General features: G+C 70.7%; 24 protein-coding genes. 14 read left to right on the forward strand and 10 right to left on the reverse strand.

Annotated elements, in window-relative coordinates; all coding sequences use genetic code 11:
* Window positions 1-243: 243 nt before the first annotated feature.
* The 6 genes from NYO99_RS18340 to NYO99_RS18365 all read left to right on the forward strand — a co-directional run bounded on the left by NYO99_RS18340 (window position 244) and on the right by NYO99_RS18365 (window position 6,274).
* Window positions 244-1,524: an ABC transporter substrate-binding protein gene (locus NYO99_RS18340; RefSeq protein ID WP_268168722.1), complete on the forward strand. Its 1,281-nt coding sequence runs from the start codon at window positions 244-246 to the stop codon at window positions 1,522-1,524.
* On the forward strand, window positions 1,521-2,417 hold the full coding sequence (locus tag NYO99_RS18345) for a carbohydrate ABC transporter permease (protein ID WP_268168723.1): 897 nt from the start codon (window positions 1,521-1,523) through the stop codon (window positions 2,415-2,417). The genes NYO99_RS18340 and NYO99_RS18345 overlap by 4 nt, the downstream gene beginning before the upstream one ends.
* Window positions 2,414-3,232 carry a carbohydrate ABC transporter permease gene (locus NYO99_RS18350; RefSeq protein WP_268168724.1) on the forward strand — a complete coding sequence of 273 codons (819 nt, stop codon included), beginning with the start codon at window positions 2,414-2,416 and terminating at the stop codon, window positions 3,230-3,232. Before NYO99_RS18345 ends, NYO99_RS18350 begins: the two co-directional genes overlap by 4 nt.
* Before the next feature lie 9 nt (window positions 3,233-3,241).
* A complete protein-coding gene (locus NYO99_RS18355) occupies window positions 3,242-4,573 on the forward strand; it encodes a GH1 family beta-glucosidase (protein WP_268168725.1) in 1,332 nt (443 codons plus the stop codon).
* 35 nt (window positions 4,574-4,608) lie between these two features.
* A complete protein-coding gene (locus NYO99_RS18360; protein ID WP_268168727.1) occupies window positions 4,609-5,517 on the forward strand; it encodes a glycoside hydrolase family 16 protein in 909 nt (302 codons plus the stop codon).
* A 247-nt stretch (window positions 5,518-5,764) separates the two neighbouring features.
* Window positions 5,765-6,274, forward strand: coding sequence for a hypothetical protein (locus NYO99_RS18365; RefSeq protein WP_268168728.1), 510 nt, complete (start codon window positions 5,765-5,767; stop codon window positions 6,272-6,274).
* Between the two features lie 69 nt (window positions 6,275-6,343).
* Here the strand turns inward: NYO99_RS18365 and NYO99_RS18370 are convergent, their stop codons facing one another.
* The 4 genes from NYO99_RS18370 to NYO99_RS18385 form a co-directional block, all read right to left on the reverse strand.
* Window positions 6,344-7,072: a PEP-CTERM sorting domain-containing protein gene (locus tag NYO99_RS18370; RefSeq protein ID WP_268168729.1), complete on the reverse strand. Its 729-nt coding sequence runs from the start codon at window positions 7,070-7,072 to the stop codon at window positions 6,344-6,346.
* Window positions 7,073-7,231: 159 nt separating this feature from the next.
* Entirely contained in the window at window positions 7,232-7,954 is a 723-nt protein-coding gene (locus NYO99_RS18375; protein ID WP_268168730.1) for an energy transducer TonB, read from the reverse strand.
* 70 nt (window positions 7,955-8,024) lie between these two features.
* A complete protein-coding gene (locus NYO99_RS18380) occupies window positions 8,025-9,086 on the reverse strand; it encodes an ABC transporter ATP-binding protein (protein WP_268168731.1) in 1,062 nt (353 codons plus the stop codon).
* Entirely contained in the window at window positions 9,083-10,306 is a 1,224-nt protein-coding gene (locus NYO99_RS18385; RefSeq protein ID WP_268168732.1) for an ABC transporter substrate-binding protein, read from the reverse strand. Before NYO99_RS18385 ends, NYO99_RS18380 begins: the two co-directional genes overlap by 4 nt.
* 77 nt (window positions 10,307-10,383) lie before the next feature.
* Here NYO99_RS18385 and NYO99_RS18390 point away from each other — a divergent pair, with 77 nt between their 5' ends.
* The 6 genes from NYO99_RS18390 (at window position 10,384) to NYO99_RS18415 (ending at window position 18,108) form a co-directional block, all read left to right on the forward strand.
* Window positions 10,384-11,049, forward strand: a complete 666-nt coding sequence (locus NYO99_RS18390; protein ID WP_268168733.1) for a response regulator transcription factor — start codon at window positions 10,384-10,386, stop codon at window positions 11,047-11,049.
* A gap of 2 nt (window positions 11,050-11,051) precedes the next feature.
* Window positions 11,052-12,440, forward strand: a complete 1,389-nt coding sequence (locus NYO99_RS18395; RefSeq protein WP_268168981.1) for a sensor histidine kinase — start codon at window positions 11,052-11,054, stop codon at window positions 12,438-12,440.
* Window positions 12,441-12,518: 78 nt separating this feature from the next.
* On the forward strand, window positions 12,519-14,489 hold the full coding sequence (locus tag NYO99_RS18400) for a methyl-accepting chemotaxis protein (RefSeq protein ID WP_268168734.1): 1,971 nt from the start codon (window positions 12,519-12,521) through the stop codon (window positions 14,487-14,489).
* Between the two features lie 61 nt (window positions 14,490-14,550).
* Window positions 14,551-16,554: a molybdopterin-containing oxidoreductase family protein gene (locus tag NYO99_RS18405; protein ID WP_268168735.1), complete on the forward strand. Its 2,004-nt coding sequence runs from the start codon at window positions 14,551-14,553 to the stop codon at window positions 16,552-16,554.
* Window positions 16,551-17,609: an aminopeptidase gene (locus NYO99_RS18410; RefSeq protein WP_268168736.1), complete on the forward strand. Its 1,059-nt coding sequence runs from the start codon at window positions 16,551-16,553 to the stop codon at window positions 17,607-17,609. Before NYO99_RS18405 ends, NYO99_RS18410 begins: the two co-directional genes overlap by 4 nt.
* Complete coding sequence (locus NYO99_RS18415) at window positions 17,575-18,108, forward strand: GNAT family N-acetyltransferase (protein WP_268168737.1); 534 nt, start codon at window positions 17,575-17,577, stop codon at window positions 18,106-18,108. Before NYO99_RS18410 ends, NYO99_RS18415 begins: the two co-directional genes overlap by 35 nt.
* Here the strand turns inward: NYO99_RS18415 and NYO99_RS18420 are convergent.
* From NYO99_RS18420 to NYO99_RS18430, 3 genes are read right to left on the reverse strand one after another with little or no spacing between them, the layout of a single operon-like run.
* Window positions 18,105-18,560, reverse strand: a complete 456-nt coding sequence (locus tag NYO99_RS18420) for a hypothetical protein (protein ID WP_268168738.1) — start codon at window positions 18,558-18,560, stop codon at window positions 18,105-18,107. The genes NYO99_RS18415 and NYO99_RS18420 overlap by 4 nt on opposite strands.
* On the reverse strand, window positions 18,557-19,519 hold the full coding sequence (locus tag NYO99_RS18425) for an aldo/keto reductase (protein WP_268168739.1): 963 nt from the start codon (window positions 19,517-19,519) through the stop codon (window positions 18,557-18,559). Before NYO99_RS18425 ends, NYO99_RS18420 begins: the two co-directional genes overlap by 4 nt.
* Before the next feature lie 3 nt (window positions 19,520-19,522).
* On the reverse strand, window positions 19,523-20,320 hold the full coding sequence (locus tag NYO99_RS18430; RefSeq protein ID WP_268168741.1) for a tetratricopeptide repeat protein: 798 nt from the start codon (window positions 20,318-20,320) through the stop codon (window positions 19,523-19,525).
* A gap of 136 nt (window positions 20,321-20,456) precedes the next feature.
* Between NYO99_RS18430 and NYO99_RS18435 the strand changes: the two genes are divergently transcribed.
* Window positions 20,457-20,783 (forward strand): polyhydroxyalkanoic acid system family protein, encoded by a 327-nt coding sequence (locus tag NYO99_RS18435; RefSeq protein ID WP_268168742.1) that lies wholly within the window; start codon window positions 20,457-20,459, stop codon window positions 20,781-20,783.
* Window positions 20,784-20,951: 168 nt separating this feature from the next.
* Here the strand turns inward: NYO99_RS18435 and NYO99_RS18440 are convergent, their stop codons facing one another.
* Window positions 20,952-21,203: an acyl-CoA-binding protein gene (locus NYO99_RS18440; protein ID WP_268168743.1), complete on the reverse strand. Its 252-nt coding sequence runs from the start codon at window positions 21,201-21,203 to the stop codon at window positions 20,952-20,954.
* Window positions 21,204-21,322: 119 nt separating this feature from the next.
* On the opposite strand from NYO99_RS18440, the gene NYO99_RS18445 reads away from it, so the two are divergent.
* Window positions 21,323-22,747: a wax ester/triacylglycerol synthase family O-acyltransferase gene (locus tag NYO99_RS18445; RefSeq protein WP_268168982.1), complete on the forward strand. Its 1,425-nt coding sequence runs from the start codon at window positions 21,323-21,325 to the stop codon at window positions 22,745-22,747.
* A 71-nt stretch (window positions 22,748-22,818) separates the two neighbouring features.
* On the opposite strand, the gene NYO99_RS18450 is transcribed toward NYO99_RS18445, so the two are convergent.
* The gene (locus tag NYO99_RS18450; protein WP_268168744.1) at window positions 22,819-23,178 is read right to left on the reverse strand and encodes a hypothetical protein; all 360 of its coding nucleotides are present in this window, start codon (window positions 23,176-23,178) and stop codon (window positions 22,819-22,821) included.
* A 199-nt stretch (window positions 23,179-23,377) separates the two neighbouring features.
* Window positions 23,378-24,151, reverse strand: a complete 774-nt coding sequence (locus NYO99_RS18455; RefSeq protein ID WP_268168745.1) for a tetratricopeptide repeat protein — start codon at window positions 24,149-24,151, stop codon at window positions 23,378-23,380.
* Window positions 24,152-24,158 lie beyond the last annotated feature (7 nt).

The following is a 24,158-nucleotide window of genomic DNA, read 5'->3' on the forward strand; positions in this document are numbered from 1 at the left end:
CGGTGTCTCCAACAAAGGGTTTGGGGTGCCCGTCGCCTGTGTCGGCGACTTGAAAGCGCTTTCAGTTTGCGCGTTGAACCCGTGGCTCCGCAATCCGGGCCGTGTGGCCGAACTCAGGGACGGATAGACCCGCACCGCCATGGGGCGTCCCGGTGCTGAGCCTTCGTCTGCGCAGGGCCTAGGGTTTGTGCTGCTGGGGCCGCGGGCCCGTCCATGCACAATCTTGAAAGCGCTTTCAAAACCATGTCTGCATCCCACGCCTTCTCTCGTCGCCACCTGCTGGCCGCCTCGTTGGGCGGTGCGGTGGGGGGCGTGGCCGGCCCGGTGTCGGCGGCCGGCTCGCGGCCGCTGACGGTGGCCGCCTTCCCGCTGGTGGACGTCATCGCCAAGGACGTGCTCAAGGGCTGGGCGCAGACCCGCCCGGACGTGCGCGTCGAGGTCATGAGCCGCCAGTACGACGACCACCACACCGCCATGACGACGGCGCTGTCTACCTCCGGCCACCTGCCGGATGTCATCGCGCTGGAGACCAGCTACCTGGGCCGCTTTTCGCTGGGCACGGGGCTGGAGGATCTGTCCGCGCCGGCCTTCGGGGCCGAGCGCTTCAAGGATCGCTTCGTCAGCTTCGCCATCGACACCGCGCGCAACCGCGACGGCCGCCTCGTCGCCATGCCGACCGACATCGGCCCGGGCTCGCTGTTCTACCGCGTCGATCTGCTGGCCCAGGCGGGCCTGAAGGAGGCCGACCTGACGCACTCGTGGGAGAGCTACGTGGCGGCCGGCGCGCAGCTCAAGGCCCGCACGGGCGCCTACCTGATCGGCGATGTGCGCCTGCTCAAGGACATGGTGGTGCGGGCCGGCACGCCTGCGGGCGAGGGCCAGTACTTCGATCGCCAGGGCCGTGCCCAGGTCACGTCGCCGCGCTTCGTGCGCGCGTTCGAGCTGGCCCGCCAGGTGCGCCAGCAGGGCCTGGATGCGCGCGTGGAGGTGTGGTTCAACGACTGGGCCGAGATGCTCAAGCGCGGCCGTCTGGCCACCGAGATGTCGGGCTGCTGGATGGCCGGCCAGATGGCCAACTGGGTGGCGCCCGGCACGGCCGGCAAGTGGCGCGTGGCGCAGCTGCCCGAGAACACCTTCTGCGCGTACGGCGGCACCTACTACGCCATCCCGCGCCGCTCGGCACCCGAGAAGAAGCAGCTCGCCTGGCAGCTCATCCAGGAGCTGACGCTGGACCGCCAGCGCCAGCTCGACGCCTTCCGCTCGCAGGATGCCTTCCCCGCGCTGCTGGCCGCGCAGGACGACGCCTTCTTCGACCAGCCCGTGCCCTTCCTCGGCGGTCAGCCCGCGCGCGTGCTGTGGCGCGAGGCGGCACGGCGCATCCCGGTCATGAAGATGCACAAGCAGCACAAGTTCGCCGAGGAGGTGGTCAACGCCGAACTCGACAACGTGCTGGAGTACGGCAAGCCGATCGCGAAGGCGCTGGCCGACGCGCAGGCGCTGCTGGTTCACAGGGCCAACCGATGAAGTTCCGCATCCCGTCGCGCTGGGCGCCCTATGTGCTGGTCAGCCCCTTCCTGATCCTGTTCGCCGTGTTCGGGCTGTTCCCGCTGGCCTTCTCGGGCTGGCTCGCCTTCCAGTCCTGGGAGCCCACGAGCGGCATCGAGGCCATGACCTTCGTCGGCTTGGATAACTTCATCTTCGCGCTGACCGACCGCTGGTTCTGGAAGTCGCTGTGGAACACCTTGTGGCTGGCGCTGGCCTCGGGCCTGCCGCAGCACCTCGTCGCGCTGCCGCTGGCGGTGTTCCTGCACCAGGCCTTCGGCCGCTGGCGCGGGCTGTTCTCGGGCGCCTACTTCCTGCCCTACATCACGTCCACCGTCGCCATCGCGATGCTGGCCGGCTCGCTGTTCTCCACCGACTACGGCCTCATCAACCAGGCGCTGCATGCGGCCTTCGGCATCGACAACATCCACTGGATGCGCTCGCCCGAGGCGATCAAGCCCGCCGTCGCAATGGTGGTGTTCTGGCGCTATGTGGGCTTCAACCTCGTGCTGTATCTCGCCGCGCTGCAGACCATCCCGCACGACCTCTACCAGGCTGCGCGGCTGGACGGCGCCGGCCCCTGGCAGCAGTTCCTGCGCATCACGCTGCCGGGCCTCAAGCCCATGATCCTGTTCGGCGTCACGCTGTCCATCATCGGCGGGCTGCAACTGTTCGAGGAGCCCTTCATCCTCACCAACGGCAAGGGCGGCGCCGACCAGTCCGCGATGACCGTGGCCATGTACCTCTACCGCCTGGCCTTTGACTTCAGCGACTTCGGCGGCGCCAGCGCGCTGGCCTGGATCATGTTCGGCCTCATCGCGTTGCTGACCTGGCTGACGAACAAGGCCTTTGCCGACCGCCAGGGGGCCGCATGACCAAGACACCCAAGCTGCTGGCCTACGCCATCGTGGGCATCGGCGCGCTGTTCATGCTGGCGCCGTTCTACTTCATGTTCGTGTTCGCCACGCAGTCGCGCACCGACATCTTCAACGTGCCGCCGCCGCTGTTCTTCAGCGACCAGCTGCTCAACAACCTGCAGGTGCTCACCACGCGGCTGCCGTTCTGGAAGAACGTGGGCTGGAGCCTGTATGTGGGGCTGATGTCCACGGCGCTGACGCTGCTGTTCTGCTCCATGGCCGGCTACGCGTTCGCGCTGCTGGAGTTCCGCTTCAAGCAGGCGCTGTTCGCCCTCGTCATGGCCACGCTGATGGTGCCGTCGTTCATGAACATGATCCCCAGCTTCATGGTCATGGACGCGCTGGGCTGGATCGACACGCACCGCGCGCTCTACCTGCCCGGCGCGGCCAGCGCCTTCGGCATCTTCCTGATGCGCCAGTTCGCCGCCAGCACCGTGCCCAAGGAACTGCTCAGCGCCGCGCGCATCGACGGCGCCAGTGAGCTGGGCATCTACTGGCGCATCGCGCTGCCGCTGATGAAGCCGGCGCTCGGCACGCTGGGGCTCATCACCTTTATCAGTTCGTGGAACAACTTCATGAACCCGCTGATCGTCATGCGCACGGCCGAGAACTACACGCTGCCGCTGGCCCTGCGCAGCCTGTTCAGCACCACCAGCACCGAGTGGGGCGCGCTGATGGCCGGGTCGGCCATCGCCACGCTGCCGCTCATCGTCCTCTTCGTCATCTCGTCGCGTCAGCTGATCGCGGGCCTCACGGCCGGCGCCGTCAAGTAAGTAGCTCCCATGAATTCTCTGCACCGCCAGTTCCCGCCCGATTTCGTCTGGGGCGTCGCCACCAGCAGCTTCCAGATCGAGGGCGCCGCCACCGAGGGCGGCAAGGGTGAGTCCATCTGGGACCGCTTCTGCCGCCAGCCCGGCGCCATTGCCGATGCCAGCAACGGCGATGTGGCCTGCGACCACTTCCACCGCCTCGACGAAGACCTCGACCTGATCGCGTCGCTGGGCGTCAACGCCTACCGCTTCTCCGTCGCCTGGCCGCGCGTGCAGGCCGACGGCCACGGCGCGTTCAACCCCCAGGGCCTGGACTTCTACGAGCGCCTCGTCGACGGGCTGAAGGCGCGCGGCATCCAGCCCTGGTTGACGCTCAACCACTGGGACCTGCCCCAGGGCCTGCAGGACCGTGGCGGCTGGTTCGACCGCGACACCGTGCACCGCTTCGTCGACTACGCCCGCCACGTGCAGGCGCGCCTGGGCGACCGCCTCGCCGGCCTCACCACGCACAACGAGCCCTGGGTCATCGCCACGCTGGGCCACGACAAGGGCATCTTCGCGCCCGGCATCCAGAGCCGCCGCGTGGCCGCCCAGGTGTCGCACCACCTGCTGCTCAGCCACGGCCTGGCGCTGCAGGCGCTGCGGGCTGATGGTGCGCGCAGCGAACTGGGCATCGTGCTCAACCTGTCGTCCACCGTGCCGGCCACGGCCATGCCGGCCGATATCGCCGCGGCGAAGCTGGCCGACGGCCATGGCCGCCGCTGGTACACCGACCCGCTGTTCAAGGGCAGCTACCCCGAGGACGCGCTCGCCGACCTCGGCGCGGACGCGCCGGTGGTGCAGGCCGGCGACATGGGCGTCATCGCCCAACCCATGGACTATCTGGGCGTCAACAACTACACCCGCTCCGTCATTGCCGCCAGCGGCGAGGACTGGAACGCCAAGGGCCGCGGCCTGCCCGTGTCCGACATGGACTGGGAGATCTACCCCCAGGGCCTGACCGACCTGCTGGTGCAGCTCAAGCACGACTATGCGCGCCTGCCCAAGGTCTACATCACCGAGAACGGCGGCGCCTTCCCCGACGCCGGCCTCGTGAACGGCCGCGTGCAGGATGACGACCGCATCGACTACCTGCGCACCCACATCGCCGCTGTCGCCAGCGCCCTGCAGCAGGGCGTGCCCATGGCCGGCTACATGGTCTGGAGCCTGCTCGACAACTTCGAATGGGCCAGCGGCTACCTCAAGCGCTTCGGCATCGTGCACGTGGACTACGACACCCAGGTGCGCACACCCAAGGCCAGCGCCGAGTGGTACCGCGAGTTCCTGCGCCAGTGGCGCGGCTGATTTCCGACAACAACGACCCTGGAGACAAGCACCCCATGCCCACGATCAACCGCGTGACGCGCCCCTGGCGCAGCGTCCTGTCTGCGGCCGCCATCGCCCTGACCGCCTGCGGCGGCGGCGGTGGATCGGCCACTGCCGCCACCCCGGCGGCCACGCCCGCCACCCCCACCACACCCGCGCCGTCCAACAACTGGACGCTGGTGTGGAGTGACGAGTTCGACGACGCCGCCGGCACCGTGCCCAAGGCCGCGCACTGGAACTACGACCTCGGCAACGCCGAGAACAACGGCTGGGGCAACCGCGAGTACCAGTACTACACCAAGGACGCCCGCAACGCCCAGACCGACGGCAACGGCATGCTGGTCATCACCGCCGAGCGCGCCACCAACCCCGGCCCCTGCTGGAACGGCAAGCCCTGCGAATTCACGTCGGCCCGCATCCACACCAACAACAAGGTCAGCTTCACCTACGGCAAGGTCGAGGCCCGCATGAAGCTGCCCACCGGCAAGGGCGTGTGGCCGGCCTTCTGGGCGCTGGGCACCGACATCGCCACCAACCCGTGGCCCAAGTCGGGCGAGATCGACATCATGGAGTTCGTGCCGCAGACGCCCAACTCGACCTACGGCACGCTGCACGGCCCCGGCTATTCGGGCGCGCAAGGCATCGGCAAGCCGGTCGACCTCGGCGCCCCGGTGGTCAACGACTTCCACACCTACACCATCATCAAGCGGCCCAACGAGATCGTCTGGTACGTCGATGGCAAGGAGTTCCACCGCCTGACGCCGGCCCAGCTGCCGGCCGGCGGCACCTGGGTGTTCGAGAAGCCCTTCTTCGTCATCCTGAACCTTGCCATCGGCGGCGACTGGCCCGGCGCGCCCGACGCCACCACGCCGGCCACGTCGCGCATGCTGGTCGACTGGGTGCGCATCTACAAAGAGAACTGATCTCCGCCCCCGCCGCGCGCCGGGCCACCGCAGGCCCCGGTGCGACGGCGTCACCGCGGTGGATCGCGACGAGAAGCCCGACAAGCCCGACAAGCCCGGTAGGCCGCCGCCCGGCACGCGGGCACCCCGACGCGGCCGCGGGCTCAGGGAATGCCCGGGCGTGGAGCAGGAGAGGGCGCGGGCATGATCGCCCGCTTTTTCCATCACCATGCGCCGCCTGCTCGTCCCATTCGCCCTCCTCGCCTGCATGCTCCCTGCCCAAGCCGAGAGCGTGAAGACGCCGTGCGGCAGCTTCGCCGCACCGGACGGTCTGCAGGTGCTGGACCGTGACGACAAGCCCGACGCCAAGACCGGCAAGCCGTCGGGCATGGTGGTGTTCTCGCGCGCCAACGACCTGCCGCGCGCCGTCTTCATCGTCGTCTGCAGCTACACCGAGCCCGATGCCGCCAAGCCTTTCGATGCGCAGGAAGCGGCCGTGCGCATGGGCAACCCCTTCGACCGCAAGCTGACCCGCGACGCCGCGAAGCCGCAGGCCGTCGGCGGCGTGGACGGCGCGCGCTTCGAGGGCACCTTGCCCAATGGCGTGCGCGCCATCAGCTACACGGCGGACAGGGGCGGCTATCGCCTCGTCGTGCTGCTCAAGGGGCCGGCCAGCAGTCCGTACAAAGAGCTGATGAACCAGTTCGCCCAAGGCATCGAGGGCTTCAGCTGGATGCTGCCGGCTGCAGCCGGCGCGGCAGCGGCTTCGGCGCCCTGAGGTCATGCCGGCCACGCCATGAAAAAAGGGGGCCTCGGCCCCCTTTGTCGTTGCAGCGTTGCCGGTTGGTCAAGCGCGGCGGCGGCGCACGGCGCCAGCAGCGGCCAGCAGACCCAGGCCCACCAGGCCCAGCGAGGCCGGCTCAGGCAGTTGCGTGCCGGTCGGGTTGTCCGGCGTGGCGGCCACGGCGATGCGGAACACCAGCCACTCACCGGCGTCGCATCCGCCAAGGGTCGGGTTGGTGGCGTTGCAGTTGCCGCCGGCATACCAGACCCAGCGGGCGGCGGCGTCGATGCCGGCACGGGCACCCCAAGGCGCAGTACCGTTGGTGCCGCCGGCCGTGAAGTTCTTCCAGCCGTTGGACTGGTTGCCGCCGCCATTGGCGTCCTGAATCTCGGTGGACAGCAGATCGAGTGCGGCTTGCGTGCCGTCGTACGGCGCGTTGGAACCCAGGCCGGTGGCCATCACCTGCCATTGCGGGTCATGGCTGTAGAACTTGTAGCCGGCCGTCAGGTTCTCGAACTGGCCCAGGAAACCCTGCGCGGTGGACCGGTCAGACGCGGTCACCACGTAGAGGTAAGCGTCGCTCGTCAGGTTGAAGTTGTAGGTTTCCACCGTTTCCCAGACACCGGCAGCGCCGACGAACTGGGTGGCGCCGTTCACCGTGCCGGTGTACAGCGCGTAGGAGTTGTCCACCGTCATGCTGACGCGGATGGCGTCGGCTTGGGCCAGGCCTGTGCTCAACAGGGCGGCAGTGGCTGCGGCAGCGGTGGCCCAGCGGGTGATCTTGTTCTTCATGCGTTTTCCTTGGGGGCTTCGAGGTGAAGCGATGGCGATGCGGGGCTTAAGCAAGCTGCGGGCCACTCAGGAAAACCTATTCAAATCAATGGGTTGCGTTTCTGCTTGCGCCGGCATGTCAGGCTGATCGACACCCGCATCTGGTGGGGTGTCTGGGCCTCACTCGCGGCGCAGGGCCAGTTCCACGTCCACCGTGCGGGGCTGGGGCAGGGGCTCGAACTGCCACTGCAGCACCGCCTCGGTGGCCGGTCGCGCCAGCCGGGGCGGCACGTCGGCGGCGGCCTGGGCCTTGGTGACGGTGCCGTCGGCGGCCACCGTGAAGCGCACCGCGACGCGACGCACACCCGTGCCGAGCATGGCCTGCACCGAGGGCGCCAACACCGGCGCCACAAAATGGCGCAACTGCAGCGCGACCTCTTCGGGGTCCTCGGTCTCCGCGTCTTCTTCGCCCATCGTCGGGCCCGGTGTGGCGGCTACTGCCGTTGCGGGCGCGAGGCCGGCGGGTGCCGCCGCCGGAGTGTCCGCCTGCGTGTCGGTCAGCGTGGCCGCAAGCACCGCGGCCGGCGGCGACTCCGTGGCCGCGGCGGGCAGGGGCGCGCTGGCGGGCGCCGCGGCGGCCACGGTCGCTGCAGCCGCGGCCGTCGAGGCCGCCGAGGCCGCGACAGGCGGGCGCGTGGTGGCGGTCGTCGCCGGGCGGCGCGGCTTGTCGGCCGGGCGCGGGCGCACCGCATGGAACTTGATGATGCTGAGCACCCGCTCGGCATCGCGCAGCGCGCGCTCGGGAACGTTGGACGGCGCGGGCGCGGTCTGCGCTGCAGCGAACAGGGGCAGTGCCAGGGCCAGCGCGGTCAGCAGGCGGGGCCGTGGGGCGATGTCGGGCATGAACGAAAGGCGGGAAGTGGGAACGGCAAGCACGCAAGTCCCATTCCAGCAGAACTTCGTGACAGCGACGTCAGGTCGGGATGCGCTCGCCCTCGGCGTTGAACCACAGCGCCTTGGCGGTGTCGAAGCCGAAGCGCACGCTGGCGCCGTCGGCCACCTCGGGCTGGCCCTGCAGCACGGCCGAGACGCTGCAGCCGGCGCTGTTCATCCACACCACATGCTGGTTGCCCAGCGGCTCGACAAGCTGGATCTGCGCGGCGAACGGCTGCTCGGCGCCCAGCTTCACGTGTTCGGGGCGCACGGCCAGCGTCAGCGCCTCGCCCTGCTGGCGCGAGGCCAGTGCCGCAGGCAGCGGCAGGGTCAGCGCGGGCGACACAAAGCAGCCGCCTTCGCCCACCTGGCCCTCGAGGCGGTTGATGGCCGGCGAGCCGACGAAGCCGGCCACGCGCAGGTTGTTGGGCCGGTCGTAGACCTCGGCCGGCGTGCCAATCTGCTGGATCACGCCCTGGTGCATGACGACGATGCGCGTGGCCAGCGTCATGGCCTCCACCTGGTCGTGCGTCACGTAGATCATGGTGTTGCCCAGGCGCTGGTGCAGTTGCTTGAGCTCGCGGCGCAGGTCGGTGCGCAGCTTGGCGTCGAGGTTGGACAGCGGCTCGTCCAGCAGCAGCACCTTGGCCTCGCGCACGACGGCGCGGCCGATGGCCACGCGCTGGCGTTGGCCGCCGGAGAGCTGGCCCGGCCGGCGCTCCAGCAAGGGGCCCAGCTGCAGCATCTCGGCCGCTGCGGCCACGCGTTTCTCCAGTTCGGCCTTGGGTGTCTTGGCCATCTTCAGCGGGAAGGCGAGGTTCTCCTTCACCGTCATGTTCGGGTACAGCGCGTAGCTCTGGAACACCATGCCCACGCCACGCTGGCTGGGTTCGGCATGCGTGGCGTCCTGCTCGCCGATGTGGATGCTGCCGCCGCTGACCGGGTTCAGCCCGGCGATGGTGTGCAGCAGCGTGCTCTTGCCGCAGCCCGAGGGGCCCAGCAGCACGAGGAACTCGCCGCTGTGCACGTCGAGGTCGAGGTGCTTGATGACGTCGTGGTTGCCGAAGCGGATGCTCAGGTCCTGGATGTGAACGCGGGTCAAGGAGGTCTCCTGTCGGTCAAGATCTTGGCCAGCGTCTGCTGCGCGGCCTGTGCGGGGATGTCGCGGTTCCAGTAATCGCTGACGGCACGTTCGAGCGCCGTCAGCTGCTCGGGGGCCAGCAGCATCTCGGTGTTGCCGACCAGCCGGCGGGCGTCGCGCAGCGCGGCGGCGCCGGCCTGGGCGCAGACGTCCAGCGAGCGGGTGTCGAGGTCGGTGCGCACCGGGATGGAGCCCTTGCGCGCGCTGAAGGCCAGCTGTGTGGCCGGCGCCGTGGCCACGCGCGCCAGCAGCTCCTGGGCCGGCCGGGCGCTGCCGTCGCGGTCTTTGGGGAACACCAGCACGTCGCCGTCCACGATGTAGGGCGCACGCGGGCTCAGGCCCGGCGCGCAGCCGAAGTCGCGGCCCGGCAGCTGGCCGGCCTGTGTGAACTCGCCCTTGGCCCAGTCGCCCATGAAGCTCAGGCCCGCACGGCCGCTGACGAGCAGCGCCGTCGTGTCGCTCCAGCTGCGGCCCGGCGAGCCGGCGTCGACATAGCGGCGCAGCCGCTTGAAGTTGACGAGCACCTGCCGCAGCGCGTCGCCCTGCAGCGCGGCGGTGTCGCGGTCGCGGAACACGGCGAGGTAGAGGTCGCGCCCGCCCTGGTTGGCGAGCAGGGCGTTGAAGAGGTTCAGGTCCTGCCACGGCTGGCCGCCATGGGCCAGTGGGATCAGGCCGGCCGCCTGCAGCTTGTCCAGCGCGGCGAACAGCTCGTCCACGCTGCGCGGCTCGGCCTTGATGCCGGCCCGCGCCAGCGCTGCCTTGGAGCTCCACAGCCAGGCTGGCATGTGGATGGCCACCGGCGCGGCGTACAGGTGGCCGTCCACGCGCACGGCGTCCAGCAGCACGGCCGGCAGCAGCTCGGCCCAGCGGCCCCGGCGGGCGACGTCATCCAACGCATGCAGCCGGCCCTGGCGTGCCAGCTGGCGAAAGGGCTGGGACGGGTTGAACTGCGCCGCCGTCGGCGGGTGGCCGGCGTCCATGCGCGCCAGCACCACGGCCCGCGCCTGGGCCGAGGCCACCACCGCCACATCGCGCCACTGCCCGCCGGCGGCGCGGTAGGCATCGGCCAGCGCATGCATGGCGGCCGTCTCGCCCGGCGATGTCCACCAGTGCACCACGTCCACCTGCGGGCCCGCCTGGGCCGCAGCGGCGAACAGGGCAGGGAGCACGGCGCGAAGCATGCACTGATCATTACCGATAGTTAATAAACTTAATATCGTATTAACCAGTAGGGCTGGCGCCGCTACAGTGCGCGGCCATGAACCTGCTGCTTGCCGAAGACGATCCGGTGCTGGCCGATGCGCTGCAGCAGCAGCTGACGCGGGCCGGCTTCAAGCTGGACTGGGCCGAGAACGGCGCGGTGGCCGAGTACCTGCTGAAGAAGCAGGACTTCGACGTCGCCATCCTGGATCTGGGCCTGCCCCTGGTGGACGGCCTGACCGTGCTCAAGCGCGTGCGCGAGGCGGGCCGCACGCTGCCCATCCTGGTGCTGACGGCGCTGGACGCGCTGGAGCACCGCGTGGCCGGGCTGCAGGCCGGCGCGGACGACTACCTCACCAAGCCCTTCGATTTCCCCGAGCTGGAGGCGCGCCTGCACGCGCTGCTGCGCCGCGGCCGCCCGGCCGGTGCGGCCCAGCAGCTGCGCGGCCTGACGCTGGACCGCACGGCCCGGCGCGCCAGCATCGGTGGTGAGCCGGTGGAGCTGAGCCCGCGCGAATGGACGCTGCTGGACCTGCTGGTCACCGAGCGCGACCGCGTCGTCACCAAGGCCCAGATCGCCGAGGCCTGGGGCAGCGAGGACAGCGCCAGCGGCGGCTCGCTGGAGGTCTACATCCACCGCCTGCGCAAGAAGCTCGAAGGCTCGGGCCTGGCCGTGCGCACCGTGCGCGGCCTGGGCTATCTGCTGGAAGCCACGGCGGCTTGAGCATGCCGGCCGGCCGCTCGCTGCACCGGCAACTGCTGCTGTGGCTGCTGCTGCCGCAGATCGTGCTGTGGGGCGTGGCCGCCTTTGGCGCCTACCGGGCCGCCACCCGCCATGCCGATGAGCTGGTGGACGCCTCGCTCGTGCAGGCCGCGCGGGCGCTGGCGCGGCAGATCCGGCCCACCGCCAGCGGCCTGTTCGTGGACCTGCCGCCCTCGGCGCAGGACATCTTGGCTGCCGACCCGGCCAACCCCGACGACCGCGTCATCTACATGGTCAGCTCGCCGCCGGGCCAGCTGCTGCTGGGCGACGCCCGCATGCCGGCGCCGCCGCGCGCCGCCACGCTCAACGAGCCGGTGTTCTTCGACACCCGGGTGCCCGAGCCCATGCGCGTGGTCTCGCTGGACCTGCGCCTGAGCGCGCCCGGCGCGGTGGACGCGCCATTGCGCGTGCAGATTGCCCGCGCCAGCAAGCCGCGCGAGCTGCTGGCGCGGCGCATGTTGCTGGACACGGCGCTGCCGCTGTCGCTGCTGATCGCGCTGATGAGCATGGGCGTGTGGGCCGGCATCCGGCGCGGCCTGCGCCCGCTGGCTGAGCTGCAGCGCCAGATGGAAGGCCGCCGCGCCGATGCGCTGGACCCGGTGCAGCTGCGCGCCGCGCCGCCCGAGGTGGGCGCGCTGGCCGGCGCCGTCAACGAGCTGCTCGGCCAGGTGCAGCACAGCCTGGCCACGCAGCGCCGCTTCATCAGCGACGCCGCCCACCAGCTGCGCACGCCGCTGGCCGGCCTCAAGAGCCAGGCCGAGCTGGCGCTGGCCGAGGCCAGCGACCCCGCGCTGCGCCAGCGCCTGCAGCGCCTGCACGAGAGCGCCGTGCGCGGCGCGCGGCTGGTGTCGCAGCTGCTGGTGCTGGCCCGCGCCGAGCCCGAGGCCGCGGCCGTGCAGGGCTGGGCCACGGTGGATTGCGTGGCGCTGGCCCGCGAGGTGGCGGCCGAGCAGGTGCCGCGCGCGCTGGCCGCCGGCTGCGACCTGGGCGTGGAGCTGCCCGAGGCGCCGCTGCACGTGCACGCCGTGGCCCTGCTGCTGCGCGAGGCGCTGACCAACCTCATCGACAACGCGCTGCGCTACGCCGGCCCCAGCGCCACCATCACCGTGCGCCTGCGCCGCGCGGGTGACGATGTGTGGCTGGACGTGGAGGACAACGGCCCCGGCCTCGCGCCGGACCTGCGCGAGCGGGCCTTCGAGCGCTTCGTGCGCGGCGCGGCGCATGGCGAGGGCTGCGGCCTGGGGCTGGCCATCGTGCGTGAGATCGCCGAGCGGCATGGCGGCAGCGCCGAGCTGCTGGCGGCGGCGCCGCAGGGCTGCATCGCGCGGCTGACACTGCCGCTGGCCGCTTGAGCGGCCGGCTGGGCGCCCGAGGCCGCCCAGCCCCCCGATTTGCGGCATAGGTGGCATGTCTTTTGCTGAAGTCTCGGCATGCAAACCAGTGCCTCACCCTCTGTCTCGCAGGACGCCCGGCTGGGCGAGTTCTTCCGCTACCACGGCTGGCTGGCGCCCGGGGTGCGGCTGTTCCGCAAGCTCTCTTTTCCCGGCAAGGCGGCGTGGATCTGTGCCGCCTTCGTGCTGCCGCTGGCGCTGCTGCTGGCGCAGCTGTGGTCGCGGGCCGAGGCCACCATCGCCAGCACCCGCCACGAGCTGCAGGGCCTGCACTACGCCGCGCCGCTGCTGGACCTGATCGACGCCGCCCAGGCCGAGCGCGCCGCCGCGCTGGCCGGCGCGGCCGAGTTGCCCGCGCTGCAGGCCCGTGCCGATGCGGCCTGGGCGCGGATGGCGCAACGCCACGCCGAGGCCGGCGAGGGCCTGGCGGTCGAACCGGCCTGGACGGCGGCACGCGCGGCCCATGCCGCGCTGCGCCAGGCCAGCGCGGCCGGGCCGGACGAGACCTTCGAGCGCCATGCCCGCCACCTCGCCGCGCTGCTGGCCTGGATGGCCGACGTGGCCGACGGCTCCGAGCTCAGCCTGGACCCCGAGCTCGACACCTACCACCTGATGCTGGTGGGCGTGCAACATGGCCCCGTGGTGCTGGAGGAGCTGGCCCAGCTGCGTGACCTGGGCGCGCTGGTGCTGCAGTCGGGCGAGCTGTCGCGCGAGCGCCTGCGCAAGCTGACCGAGCACCTGGCCGTCGTGCCCGGCGTGGAGGCCGACCTGCAGCGCTCGCACCGCCAGGCCGTGGCCAGCATGCCCGACACCGCCGAGCGGCTGGACCGCGGCGCGCTGGACACCGCCCAGCGCGCGCTGCTGGCCGCCGCCCAGGTGCAGCTGATGGGCGCCGCACCGCAGGGCGCGGCGGCCGACTTCCGCGCGCTGGGCGACGCCGCCGTGGCCGCGGCGCGCGACTATCACCAGCGCGTGCGCGCCCGGCTGGCCGAGCGGCTGGGCGAGCGCGTGGCGCAGATGCGGCTGGGCGAGGCCCGCGAGCTGGGCATCACCGGCCTGTGCCTGCTGCTGGCGCTGTACCTGATGCTGAGTTTCTACAAGGTCATGATGGGCGGTCTGGCCGAGGTGGCCGGCCACCTGCAACAGATCACCCAGGGCAACCTCACCACCGCGCCCCGGCCCTGGGGCAGCGACGAGGCGGCCCGGCTGATGCTCACGCTGGGCGACATGCAGGCGGCGCTGCGCCGCATCGTCGGCGCGGTGCTGGACGGGTCGGCCCAGGTCAAGACCTCCAGCGGCGAGATCGCCGGGGCCGCGCAGGACTTGTCTGGCCGCACCGAGCAGACGGCGGCCAACCTGCAGCAGACGGCTGCCACGATGGAGCAGATGTCCGGCCAGGTGCAGCAGACCCACCACACGGTCAGCGGCGCCGCCCGCATCGTGCAGGACAACGCGGGCGCCGCCAGCAGCTGCGGCGGCGTGATCGGCGACGTGGTGCAGACCATGGACGGCATCCGCGCCTCGTCCACCCGCATCGGCGAGATCATCGGCACCATCGACGGCATCGCCTTCCAGACCAACATCCTGGCGCTGAACGCGGCCGTCGAGGCGGCCCGGGCTGGCGAGCACGGCCGGGGCTTTGCCGTCGTGGCGGCCGAGGTGAGGGCGCTGGCGCAGCGCTCGGCCCAGGCCGCGCGCGAGATCAAGACGCTGATCAGCGCCAGCATCGAGCAGGTGGAGTCGGGCCATGCCGTCGTCGTGCAAGCCCGCGAGATGATGGCCGCCATCGTCAACAACGCCAGCCAGATGGCTGTGATGATGAGCGAGATCACCGTCACCCAGCAGCAGCAGGGCCAGGGCGTCATCGAGGTGGGCCAGGCGGTGCGGGCGCTGGACGAGTCCACGCAGCAGAACGCCGCGCTCGTGGAGCAGACGGCGGCCGCCGCTGCCGCGCTGGCCGAGCAGGCCGACCGGCTGAGTGCGGAGATCGGCTTCTTCCGCCTCGCCTGAGCGCGCGGCTGCGGCTGGCGACAATCGCGGTCTTGCCCCGAACCGCGATTGCCCGCTTGCCATGACCACCCGTACCGTCCTCGGCGCCTGCCCCCACGACTGCCCCGACACCTGCGCGCTGCAGGTCACCGTCGAGAACGAGCGCGTCATCAAGGTGCAGGGCCGCGCCGAACATGCCAACACGCATGGGGCGCTGTGCACCAAGGTGTCGCGCTACGCCGAGCGCACGTATCACGCCGAGCGCGTGCTGCACCCGCTCAAGCGCGTCAGCAGCAAGACCGAGGCGCCGGCCTTCGTGCAGGTCACGTGGGCCGAGGCGCTGGCCGACATCGCCGCCCGGCTGAACGCCATCGCCGCGCGTGACCCGCAGCGCATCCAGCCCTACAGCTATGCCGGCACCATGGGCTTGCTGCAGGGCGAGGCCATGGCCGGGCGCCTCTGGAACGCGCTGGGCGCCGCACGGCTGGACCGCACCATCTGCGCCAGCGCCGGCGGCGCGGGCCTGGCCGCCACCTACGGCCACAAGCTGGGCATGCACACGCGGCACTTCGCGGGTGCCAAGCTGATCGTCATCTGGGGCAGCAACTCGATTGCGTCCAACCTGCATTTCTGGACCTACGCCAACCAGGCCAAGCGCGACGGCGCCAAGCTGATCTGCATCGACCCGCGCAAGACCGAGACGGCCGACAAATGCCACCAGCACATCGCCGTGCTGCCCGGCACCGACGGCGCGCTGGCGCTGGGCGTCATGCACGAGCTGATCGCCCACGGCTGGCTGGACCAGGCCTACATCGACGCCCATGTCGACGGCTGGGACGAACTGCGCGAGAAGGCGCTGGCCTGGCCGCCGGAGCGCACCGCCGCCGTCTGCGGCATCACTGCCGACGAGGTGCGCGGCCTGGCGCGCGACTACGGCACCACCACCCCCGCCGCCATCCGCCTGAACTACGGCATGCAGCGCGTGCGCGGCGGCGGCAATGCGGTGCGGCTGGTCGCCCTGCTGCCCTGCCTGACTGGTGCGTGGCGGCATGAAAGCGGCGGCCTGCTGCTGTCGGCCTCCGGCTGGTTTGCGCCGTACAAGAACCCGGCGCTGGAGCGGCCGGACCTGCTCGCCGGCCGTACGCCGCGCATGGTCAACATGAGCACCATCGGCGACGCGCTGCTGCAGGCCGACCCGCCCATCGAGGCGATCGTCGTCTACAACAGCAACCCGGTGGCCGTGGCGCCGGAGTCGCCCAAGGTCGTGGCCGGCTTCCAGCGCGAGGACCTGTTCACCGTGGTGCTGGAGCACTTCATGACCGACACGGCCGACCTGGCCGACTACGTGCTGCCCGCCACCACGCAGCTGGAGCACCTGGACGTGCACACCAGCTACGGCCACACCGACGTGCTGATGAACCAGCCGGCCATTGCGCCGCTGGGCGAGGCCAAGCCCAACACCCAGATCTTCCGCGAGCTGGCCGCCGCGCTGGGCCTGACCGACCCCTGCTTTGCCGACACCGACGAGCAGCTCGCCGCCCAGGCCTTCACCACCGACATCGACGTGGAGCTGCTGCGCACGCAGGGCTGGCAGCCGCTGCCCATCGCCGACGCGCCGTTCGCGAACGGGGGCTTCCGCACGCCCAACGGCCGCGCCCAGGCGGCCGGCGCCGACTTCGTGCCCAACTACGAGAGTGCACTGACCGATCCCGCGCTGGCCGCGCGCTACCCGCTGGCCATGATCTCGCCGCCGGCGCGCAACTTCCTGAACAGCAGCTTCGTCAACGTGAAGAGCCTGCGCGACATCGAGCGCGAGCCGCTGATCGAGATGCACGCCGACGACGCCGCCGCGCGCGGCCTGGCCGACGGCGCCCGTGTGGCCGCCTTCAACGACCGCGGCCGCTACGTCGCGACGCTCAAGGTCAGCCCGCGCGCCCGGCCCGGCGTCGTCAACGGCCTGGGCATCTGGTGGCGCAAGCTGGGCCTGGACGGCACCAACGTCAACGAGGTCACCCACCAGCGCCTGACCGACCTGGGCGAGGCGCCGGCCTTCTACGATTGCCTCGTCGAGGTCGAGGCCGCTTGATCCGGCGCCTGCTGCTCGCGGCCGCGCTGCTGGGCCTCGCGGGCTGCAGCACGCTGGGCCATTGGGGTCAGGCGGCTGGCGGCCACCTGGCCATCACCCGCGCCGCGCGGCCGGTGGACGATTGGCTGGCCGATGCCCGCACGCCGGCCGACCTCGCCGAGCGCCTGCGTCTCGCGCAGCAGTTGCGCGACTTTGCCAGCCGGCAGCTCGCGCTGCCCGACAACAACAGCTACCGCCGCTACGCCGACCTGGGCCGCGCGGCCGTGGTGTGGAACGTCGTGGCCGCGCCGCCGTTCGGCCTCACGCTCAAGACCTGGTGCTACCCGCTGATGGGCTGCGCCGGCTACCAGGGCTGGTTCGACCTTGACGCCGCCCGCGCCAGCGCCCAGGCCCTGCAGGCTCAGGGCTGGGAGGCGCAGGTGCAGGCCATTCCCGCCTACTCCACGCTGGGCTGGAGCCGGCTGCTGGGCGGCGACCCGCTGCTGAACACCTTTATCCGCTACCCCGACGGCGAGCTGGCGGCCATGGTCTTCCACGAGCTGGCGCACCAGCGCGTCTACGTAGCCGACGACACCGGCTTCAACGAGGCCTACGCCAGTGCCGTGGAGCTGATCGGCGCGCGCCAGTGGCTGGCGGACAAGCCCGAAGCGGGTGCCGCCTTCGAGGCCGGCCGGGCGCGCCGCGCGGCCTTCCTGGCGCTGGCCCGCGAGGGGCGAGCGCGGCTGCTGCAGGTCTACGCCGGCCCGGCCGAGGCCCGCCCCACGGCCAAGGCTGCCGTCATGGCCGAGCTGCGCGAGCGTGCACCGCGCGAGGCCCCGGGCTATGAGGCCTGGTTCCAGCGCGCCAACAACGCGAGCTTCGCCATCCTGTCGGCCTACGACGAGCTGGTGCCGGCCTTCCTGCGGCTGTTCGATCAGCAGGGCCAGGACTGGGCGAAGTTCCATGCCGCCGTGGAGCGGCTGGCGGCGCTGCCGCCGGCGGAGCGCCGGGCTACATTGGCCGCTCTGACAGGAGTGCCCGATGAGCTTGACCCTGCGACGCGTCAAACCCGCTGATGCTGCCGCCATCGCCGAACAGTTTGCCGACCCGGAGGTGTTCGGCAACACGCTGCAGCTGCCCTACGGCAGCGAGGAAATCTGGGCCCAGCGCCTGGCCGGTATGAACCCGCCCGCCGCCGGCTCCAACGAGATGGTGCTCGCCGCGCTGCTGGACGGCCGGCCCGTGGGCCTGGCGGGCCTGCACCCTGCCGGCCCGCAGGTTCGCCGCCGGCATGTGATGGGCCTGGGCATCACCGTCGCCAAGGCCGCGCAGGGCCAGGGTGTGGGCCACGCGCTGATGACGGCGCTGCTGGACTACGCCGACAACTGGGCGCAGATCCTGCGCATCGAGCTCACCGTGTTCCACGACAACGCGCGCGCCATTCGGCTCTACGAGCGCCACGGCTTCGAGCATGAAGGCCGGCTCAGGGCCGATGCGCTGCGCAACGGCGTGTATGAGGACGTGCTGATGATGGGGAGGCTGCATCCGAGGCAGCCGGTGGTTGCGCGGGGCTAGGCGCTACGTGATGCCGCGGCCCGGCGGAACAGCGGCCCCCACAGCAACCACGCCACGCCAACGGAAAGCGTCGACCAAATGAGCGCGAAGCTGTAGAAAACGACGGGCGATTCCGAGCGTGGTGTTCTGCAGTTCGTGGCCACGCGGGTGCTGCACAGCAGTTGCACCGGCGCGTTGATCGGCGGCAGCTCGGTGGCCACCATCTCGCTGGTGAGCGTCAGCCGCTCGCCATCCGCGAGCCTGAATGTCGGAAGGTAGCGGGGGCGGCCCCGGGGCGGGGACACGAGGCCGGCATCGACAAGCACCGCGTCGACCACACGGGCCCGGCCGAACACGAAGTCAGCATGGTTCTGCCAGAAGGCCGCGGCGAACATGGCGGCGACCAAAAGGAACGGCAGGGGAATGAGCCTCTCACCGTAGCGAAGGCGCCGGCGAGTCATGGCAGCCTTCAAGGCAACGCCTGCCCCCGCGCCGCCACGTACAGCCGGTACCACTCCTCCCGGCTCAGCTGAATCTTCACCGCGTCGTCGCACGCCCGAATGCGCTCCGCGTTGCCGCTGCCGATGACCGGCTGGATGCCGGCCGGATGTCGCAGCAGCCAGGCCAGCAGCACGGCATTGGCCGTCGTGCGGTGCGTCTCGGCAATCTCGTGCACGACCTTCGCCGCCGCAGATGCCGCCGGATCGTTGAACCGCCCCTGCGCCAGCGACCCCCAGGCCTGCAGCTGCACGCCGTGCTGCTGCGCGTACTCCAGCGTGCCGGCCCAGGCCATCGCGCCGGGGCGGGTGGCCGCCTGCGGGTCGTTGAAGGTGGTGCCGGCGTCGATGAAGTCCAGCTTGGCCAGGCTCATCTCCAGCTGGTTGGCCACCAGCGGCTCAGGCAGTGCCGACTGCAGCCAGCGCATCTGCCCGGCGTGCATGTTGGACACGCCCAGGTGGCCCACCTTGCCGGCGGCCTTCAGTCGGCCGAAGGCGCGGGCCACCTCGGCGGGCTGCATCAGCGGGTCGGGGCGGTGCAGCAGCAGGATCTCGATGTGCTCCACGCCCAGGCGCTGCAGGATGCCGTCCACGCTGCGCTCGATGTGGTCGGCGCTGAAGTCGAAGCGGCCCGGCGCGGTGTCGTCGCCGAAGCGGATGCCGCACTTGCTCTGCAGCCGGACCTTGGCGCGCAGGCCGGCGTCGCGCTTGAGCAACTCGCCGAACACGGCCTCGGCCTTGCCGCGGCGGTAGATGTCGGCGTGGTCGAACAGCGTCACGCCGATGCTCAGCGCGGCCTCAATGGCGGCATGGGCCTGGGCGATGTCGGCCTCGGTCAGCGGGCCGCCGTTCCAGTCGCCGCCCAGGGCCATGCAGCCGTAGACGAGGGGACCGACGTCGCGGAAGTGGGTGTGCAGGGGCAGGGCGAAGGACATGGCTCAGGCAATGGACGTGGGGCCGGCATCATGCGGCACATCGTCGCGGCCGCGCCACCCGATCAACCCGGCCAGCGCGCCGGCCACGCCGCCGATGACGGTAGCCAGCCGCGTCAGCTGGGCCAGCCCGGCGGCGCTGCCAGCAGCGGCATGCCGCGCCGCGCGGGCCCGGCGACGCTTGCGGGCGCGGCGCTGCGGCAGCTGCACCAGTTCCTGCATCAGGGCCAGTTCGTGCTGGCGCTCCTCGATGGCGCTGTCCAGCTCGCGATCGAGCTCGAAGCGCCGCGCCAGCTCGCGCACCGTGGGCAGCTCGCGCTCGCGGATGCGCAGGCCCGGCGCCTTGAGCCGGCAGCCCAGGCTGTGCGCGCGCAGGAACAGCGCCTTGGCGCCGACCCGGTCGGGCAGGCAGCCCCAGCCGGCCTCCAGGCAGGCGGCGAGGTGGAAGGTGGCGTCGGCATGGCCCTGGCTGGCGGCGGCGGTGTAGAGCGCGATGCCGCGCGTGGCGTCGGCCGGGCCGCCCCAGCCGCCCACCAGCATGCGGCCGAGGTGGAACTTGGCCGTCAGGCTGCCGGCGGCGGACGCGCGCTCCAGCCCGGCGCGCGCCTGCACCGGGTCGCGCGGCAGGCCCAGGCCCTCGAGCTGGCAGTAGGCCAGCATGGCCAGGCCCTCGGGGTTGCCAGCGTCGGACGAGACGCGGAACCAGTAGACCGCCTGCTCGTGGTCGGGCTCCTCCGCACGGAAGTACAGCAGGCCCGCGTCGAGCGGGTCTGTGCGGTGCGGGTCGGGGTCGACAAGGCGCATGAATCCTCCCTGGGGCAGCGGGCGGGCTCGGCTGGCCCGCGCTCGCGGCGCCGGAGTATGCGTGCAAACGCGAAGTCAGGGTGTGACGCTTGGCTTCTGCCGTAGAGTGCGGCGCTGCACCAACGAGGAGAGCCGCGTGGCCGAGATCCGCATTCACCGTGACCACGAGCTGGGCCTCAAGAAGGCCCGCGAGATTGCCTGGCAGTGGGCCGAGCAGGTCGAGCAGAAGTTCGACATGGACTGCACGGTGCACGAAGGCGAGGACGAGGACACCGTGAGCTTCACGCGTTCGGGCGTGAGCGGCGAGCTGACCGTCACGGCCAGCCGCTTCGAGCTGGTGGCGCAGCTGGGTTTCCTGCTGGGCGCGTTCAAGGCCACCATCGAGGCCGAGATCCAGAAGGAGCTCGACGCGCTGCTGGCCGGCAGCAAGAAGAAGGCGCCGGCCAAGAAAAAACCGGCCTGAGCGGCCGGTTGTTTGCGGGGGGTGTTTTGGCGAGGGCCGAGCGCCGGGCCGGTCCCAAGCCGGCCCTCGGGCGATGTGCTTGGCGGTCAATCCGCCGAGCATCGCTGTCCCCTCGGGGGACCGACCAGGCTGACTCGCGTTCAGCGTCGTCAGCCTGGGCGAGGGGTCTTACTTCAGGCTCTCGATCAGGTCGATGTACTGCTGCATGGCGTCATCGGCCGAGGTGCCCTTGAGTTCGTTCCAGGCATCCCACTTGGCGCGGCCCACCATGTCGGTGAAGCCGGGGCGCTTGTCCTGCACATCGCCGGCGCTGCCCTGCTTGTAGAGCGCGTAGAGCTTCAGCAGCGTCATGTTGTCCGGGCGCTCGGGCAGGTTCTTCGACTCGGCGACGGCGGCTTCGAATTGGTCTTTCAGGCTCACGGGGTTCTCCAGGCTGAATTCGGAATGCGATTCTCGTGACAATCGCTCAACGGGCTGCGCAGTTTAGGCCCGCATAACAAGGCATCGAGGAGACGCATTTGGCCGCACACAGCGAACGCATGTCCAAGGTGGATACCGCCTGGCTGCGCATGGACACCGAGGCCAACCTGATGATGATCGTCGGGGTGTGGTCCATCCGCCCCGGCATTGCACTGACGGCGCTGCGCGAGCGCGTGGCCGAGCGGCTGCTGAAGTACCCGCGCTTCCGCCAGAAGGTGGTGGAGGACTCGCTGCTGGGCGCGCAATGGGTAGCCGACCGCGATTTCGACATCGCCCGCCATGTGGTCGCCGAAGTGCCGCTGCCGCTGCGCGGCCAGAGCCGCGACGAGGTGCTGCGCGAACGCGTGGGCCAGCTCTGCAGCCAGCCGCTGGACCCGGCCCACCCGCTGTGGCAGATGCAGCTGATCGAGGACATGGGCGATGGGTCGAGCGCGCTGATCTGCCGCGTGCACCACTGCATTGCCGACGGCATCGCGCTGATCGCGGTGATGCTGTCCATCACCGACGGCGGCAAGGCGCCGCCGCAGCGCCAGGCCCGCGAGGCCGAGGCCCCGCACGAGGCGGACTGGCTGCTCGACGCCTTCCTGCGCCCCATGAGCAACATGACGGTCAAGGCCATCGGCCTGGCTGGCAAGGGCATGTCCAAGGGCATGGACCTGGCGATGAGCGGCAGCACGCCGGTGGACTCTTCGCTGGAGATGGCGCGCATGGGCTACCAGGCGGTGTCCGACGTGGCGGCCTTCGCGCTGATGCCGGACGACTCGCCCACCCGCCTCAAGGGCAAGCCCGGCACGAAGAAGACGGTGGCCTGGGACGACCGCCTGGCGCTGGATGAGGTCAAGGCCGTCGGCCGCGCGTTGGGCGCGTCCATCAACGACGTGCTGCTGGCTTGCGCGGCCGGCGCCATCGGCAAGTACCTGGCCGACCGCGGCGAAGACCCGGCGGGCAAGGAGATCCGCGCGATGGTGCCCGTCAACCTGCGGCCGCTGGAGCAAGCCTGGCAGCTGGGCAACCGCTTCGGGCTGGTGCCGCTGGTGCTGCCCATCGGCATTGCCAACCCGGTGGAGCGGCTGTTTGCGGTGCGGGCGCGCATGAACGAGCTCAAGGGCAGCTTCCAGCCGGTGATGGCCTTCGGGCTGCTGTCGGTGGCGGGGCTGCTGATCAAGCCGGTGCAGCATGCGATGCTGAACCTGTTCGCCAAGAAGGCCACGGCCGTGATGACCAACGTGCCGGGCCCGGCCGAGGCGCTGAAGTTCTGCGGCTCCACCGTGGAGAAGGTGATGTTCTGGGTGCCGCAGTCGGGCGACATCGGCCTGGGCCTGTCCATCCTGACCTACGCCGGCCGCGTGCAGTTCGGCCTGATCACCGACACCGGCCTGTGCCCCGATCCCGAGGCCGTGGTGGCCAACTTCGCGCCGGAGTTCGAGAAGCTGCTGATGCTGGCGATGATGATGCCCTGGCCCGGCGAGGTGGACGCAGGCTGACCGCGCCGCCGGGTTCGGCCAAGAAAAAAGGCGCTCCGAGGAGCGCCTTATTCTTGGCCAGGCCTGGGGGATTACAGACGGAAGGGCTCAGCCTTGGGCTCGGCCTTCTTCTTGGTGGTGGGGCGGCCGGCGGCGGTCGGGTAGGCGGCCATCACCTTGGCCGGGTCGGCCTTGTTGTCCAGGTAGGCGGCGTACTGCTGCGAGGTGCAGGGCAGCAGCTTGCCGGGGCGGGCTTCGCCCTTGTACTTGCCGTTGGCGTACACGAACTGGTACTCGTTGGACGCGACCGGCGTGCCGATGCTGCTGGTATCGCTGTAGCTCTGGGCGCACTCGGCACGCAGTTCGGACTGCACGGATTGCTCGGTCAACTGCTTGCCAGCCTGTGCGGAGAAGGCGGCAACGGCGGCGAGGGCGGGGATCAGAAACTTCATGGCGCTTGTCTCGTGAGAAGGGTGGGAGTGGCATGAAGCTTACGTGTCCGGCTCTTGACGCGCACCCCCGGAACTACGGGTAGGCCGGGTGTGAACTGCGTCACGGCTGCTTCGATGGGCTGTGAAAAAAGTCCGGTTCCGGCGCGGCCACCCGTCCCTGGCCTCAGGGTTCGCCCGAGGGGCGCCGGGCAGTGGGGACTCAGTCTTCCAGCTCTTCGCGGGCCACTTCGATGTCCAGCAGCTCCATCGCGTCCATGGCTTCGCAGGCGGCGGCGGCAGCGTAGAGCTGTTCTGCCTCCTTCAGGCGCTTGTCGCCCTCCAGCATGACCAGCCCGTTGGCGCGCTCGATCATCGCGATGGCGCTGGTCGGGTTGAGCTTGAGGGCCTGCTCGAACATCTTCAGCCCGGTGGCGGTGTCGGCGCCCTGCGTCTTGCCCAGCAGCTTGCCGACCTTGTCGATGACCTCGGCATGGAAGGCGCCCAGCGCGATGTGCGCGTCGGCGTGCTTGGGGGCGAGCTTGAGGGTGGTTTCCAGCGCGCCCTTGACCTTGGTGCCCAGGCCCTGCGCCAGCGCCTTGGCCACGCTGATGCCCTGGCCGTAGCGGCCCAGGGCGTAGGCTTGCCAGTAGTAGGCGTTGGCGTTCTTGGGATCTTCGGCCTGCTGGCCTTCCGCGCGCTCGGCGATCTCCAGGAACATCTCCAGCTTCACCGCCTCTTTCTTTTCGAGGTAGTTGGCGTAGATGCCCTGGGCCTTGTTGGCTACCGTGAGGCCGGCGCCGCCCGCGGCCAGGCCGGCGTCGTAGGCGGCCTTGAAGTCCCCGGCGTGGAAGTGGATCCAGGCCTGCACGACGTCGGCGTCCTTGGGGAAGGGCTCGGCGTCGCCCGCATGCAGCCGGGCCCAGTGCTTCTTCAGCGTGGCCGGCGTGTAGACAAACGCGCTGTTGTCGTAGGGGAAGGCGGTCCACTTGGCCATGGCGTGT

Source organism: Roseateles hydrophilus (assembly GCF_026712245.1).
Classification (GTDB): Bacteria; Pseudomonadota; Gammaproteobacteria; order Burkholderiales; family Burkholderiaceae_C; genus Pelomonas; species Pelomonas hydrophilus.

What these genes read in the sequence shown, in the direction of transcription:
- NYO99_RS18345 (WP_268168723.1), top strand. Translation starts at nt 1,521, where the DNA reads ATGAAGTTCCGCATCCCGTCGCGCTGGGCGCCCTATGTGCTGGTCAGC.
- NYO99_RS18425 (WP_268168739.1), bottom strand. Translation starts at nt 19,519, where the DNA reads ATGTCCTTCGCCCTGCCCCTGCACACCCACTTCCGCGACGTCGGTCCC.
- NYO99_RS18375 (WP_268168730.1), bottom strand. Translation starts at nt 7,954, where the DNA reads ATGCCCGACATCGCCCCACGGCCCCGCCTGCTGACCGCGCTGGCCCTG.
- NYO99_RS18395 (WP_268168981.1), top strand. Translation starts at nt 11,052, where the DNA reads ATGCCGGCCGGCCGCTCGCTGCACCGGCAACTGCTGCTGTGGCTGCTG.
- NYO99_RS18430 (WP_268168741.1), bottom strand. Translation starts at nt 20,320, where the DNA reads ATGCGCCTTGTCGACCCCGACCCGCACCGCACAGACCCGCTCGACGCG.
- NYO99_RS18340 (WP_268168722.1), top strand. Translation starts at nt 244, where the DNA reads ATGTCTGCATCCCACGCCTTCTCTCGTCGCCACCTGCTGGCCGCCTCG.
- NYO99_RS18360 (WP_268168727.1), top strand. Translation starts at nt 4,609, where the DNA reads ATGCCCACGATCAACCGCGTGACGCGCCCCTGGCGCAGCGTCCTGTCT.
- NYO99_RS18450 (WP_268168744.1), bottom strand. Translation starts at nt 23,178, where the DNA reads ATGAAGTTTCTGATCCCCGCCCTCGCCGCCGTTGCCGCCTTCTCCGCA.
- NYO99_RS18455 (WP_268168745.1), bottom strand. Translation starts at nt 24,151, where the DNA reads ATGGCCAAGTGGACCGCCTTCCCCTACGACAACAGCGCGTTTGTCTAC.
- NYO99_RS18365 (WP_268168728.1), top strand. Translation starts at nt 5,765, where the DNA reads ATGCTCCCTGCCCAAGCCGAGAGCGTGAAGACGCCGTGCGGCAGCTTC.
- NYO99_RS18405 (WP_268168735.1), top strand. Translation starts at nt 14,551, where the DNA reads ATGACCACCCGTACCGTCCTCGGCGCCTGCCCCCACGACTGCCCCGAC.
- NYO99_RS18445 (WP_268168982.1), top strand. Translation starts at nt 21,323, where the DNA reads ATGTCCAAGGTGGATACCGCCTGGCTGCGCATGGACACCGAGGCCAAC.
- NYO99_RS18370 (WP_268168729.1), bottom strand. Translation starts at nt 7,072, where the DNA reads ATGAAGAACAAGATCACCCGCTGGGCCACCGCTGCCGCAGCCACTGCC.
- NYO99_RS18400 (WP_268168734.1), top strand. Translation starts at nt 12,519, where the DNA reads ATGCAAACCAGTGCCTCACCCTCTGTCTCGCAGGACGCCCGGCTGGGC.
- NYO99_RS18350 (WP_268168724.1), top strand. Translation starts at nt 2,414, where the DNA reads ATGACCAAGACACCCAAGCTGCTGGCCTACGCCATCGTGGGCATCGGC.
- NYO99_RS18385 (WP_268168732.1), bottom strand. Translation starts at nt 10,306, where the DNA reads ATGCTTCGCGCCGTGCTCCCTGCCCTGTTCGCCGCTGCGGCCCAGGCG.
- NYO99_RS18415 (WP_268168737.1), top strand. Translation starts at nt 17,575, where the DNA reads ATGAGCTTGACCCTGCGACGCGTCAAACCCGCTGATGCTGCCGCCATC.
- NYO99_RS18390 (WP_268168733.1), top strand. Translation starts at nt 10,384, where the DNA reads ATGAACCTGCTGCTTGCCGAAGACGATCCGGTGCTGGCCGATGCGCTG.
- NYO99_RS18355 (WP_268168725.1), top strand. Translation starts at nt 3,242, where the DNA reads ATGAATTCTCTGCACCGCCAGTTCCCGCCCGATTTCGTCTGGGGCGTC.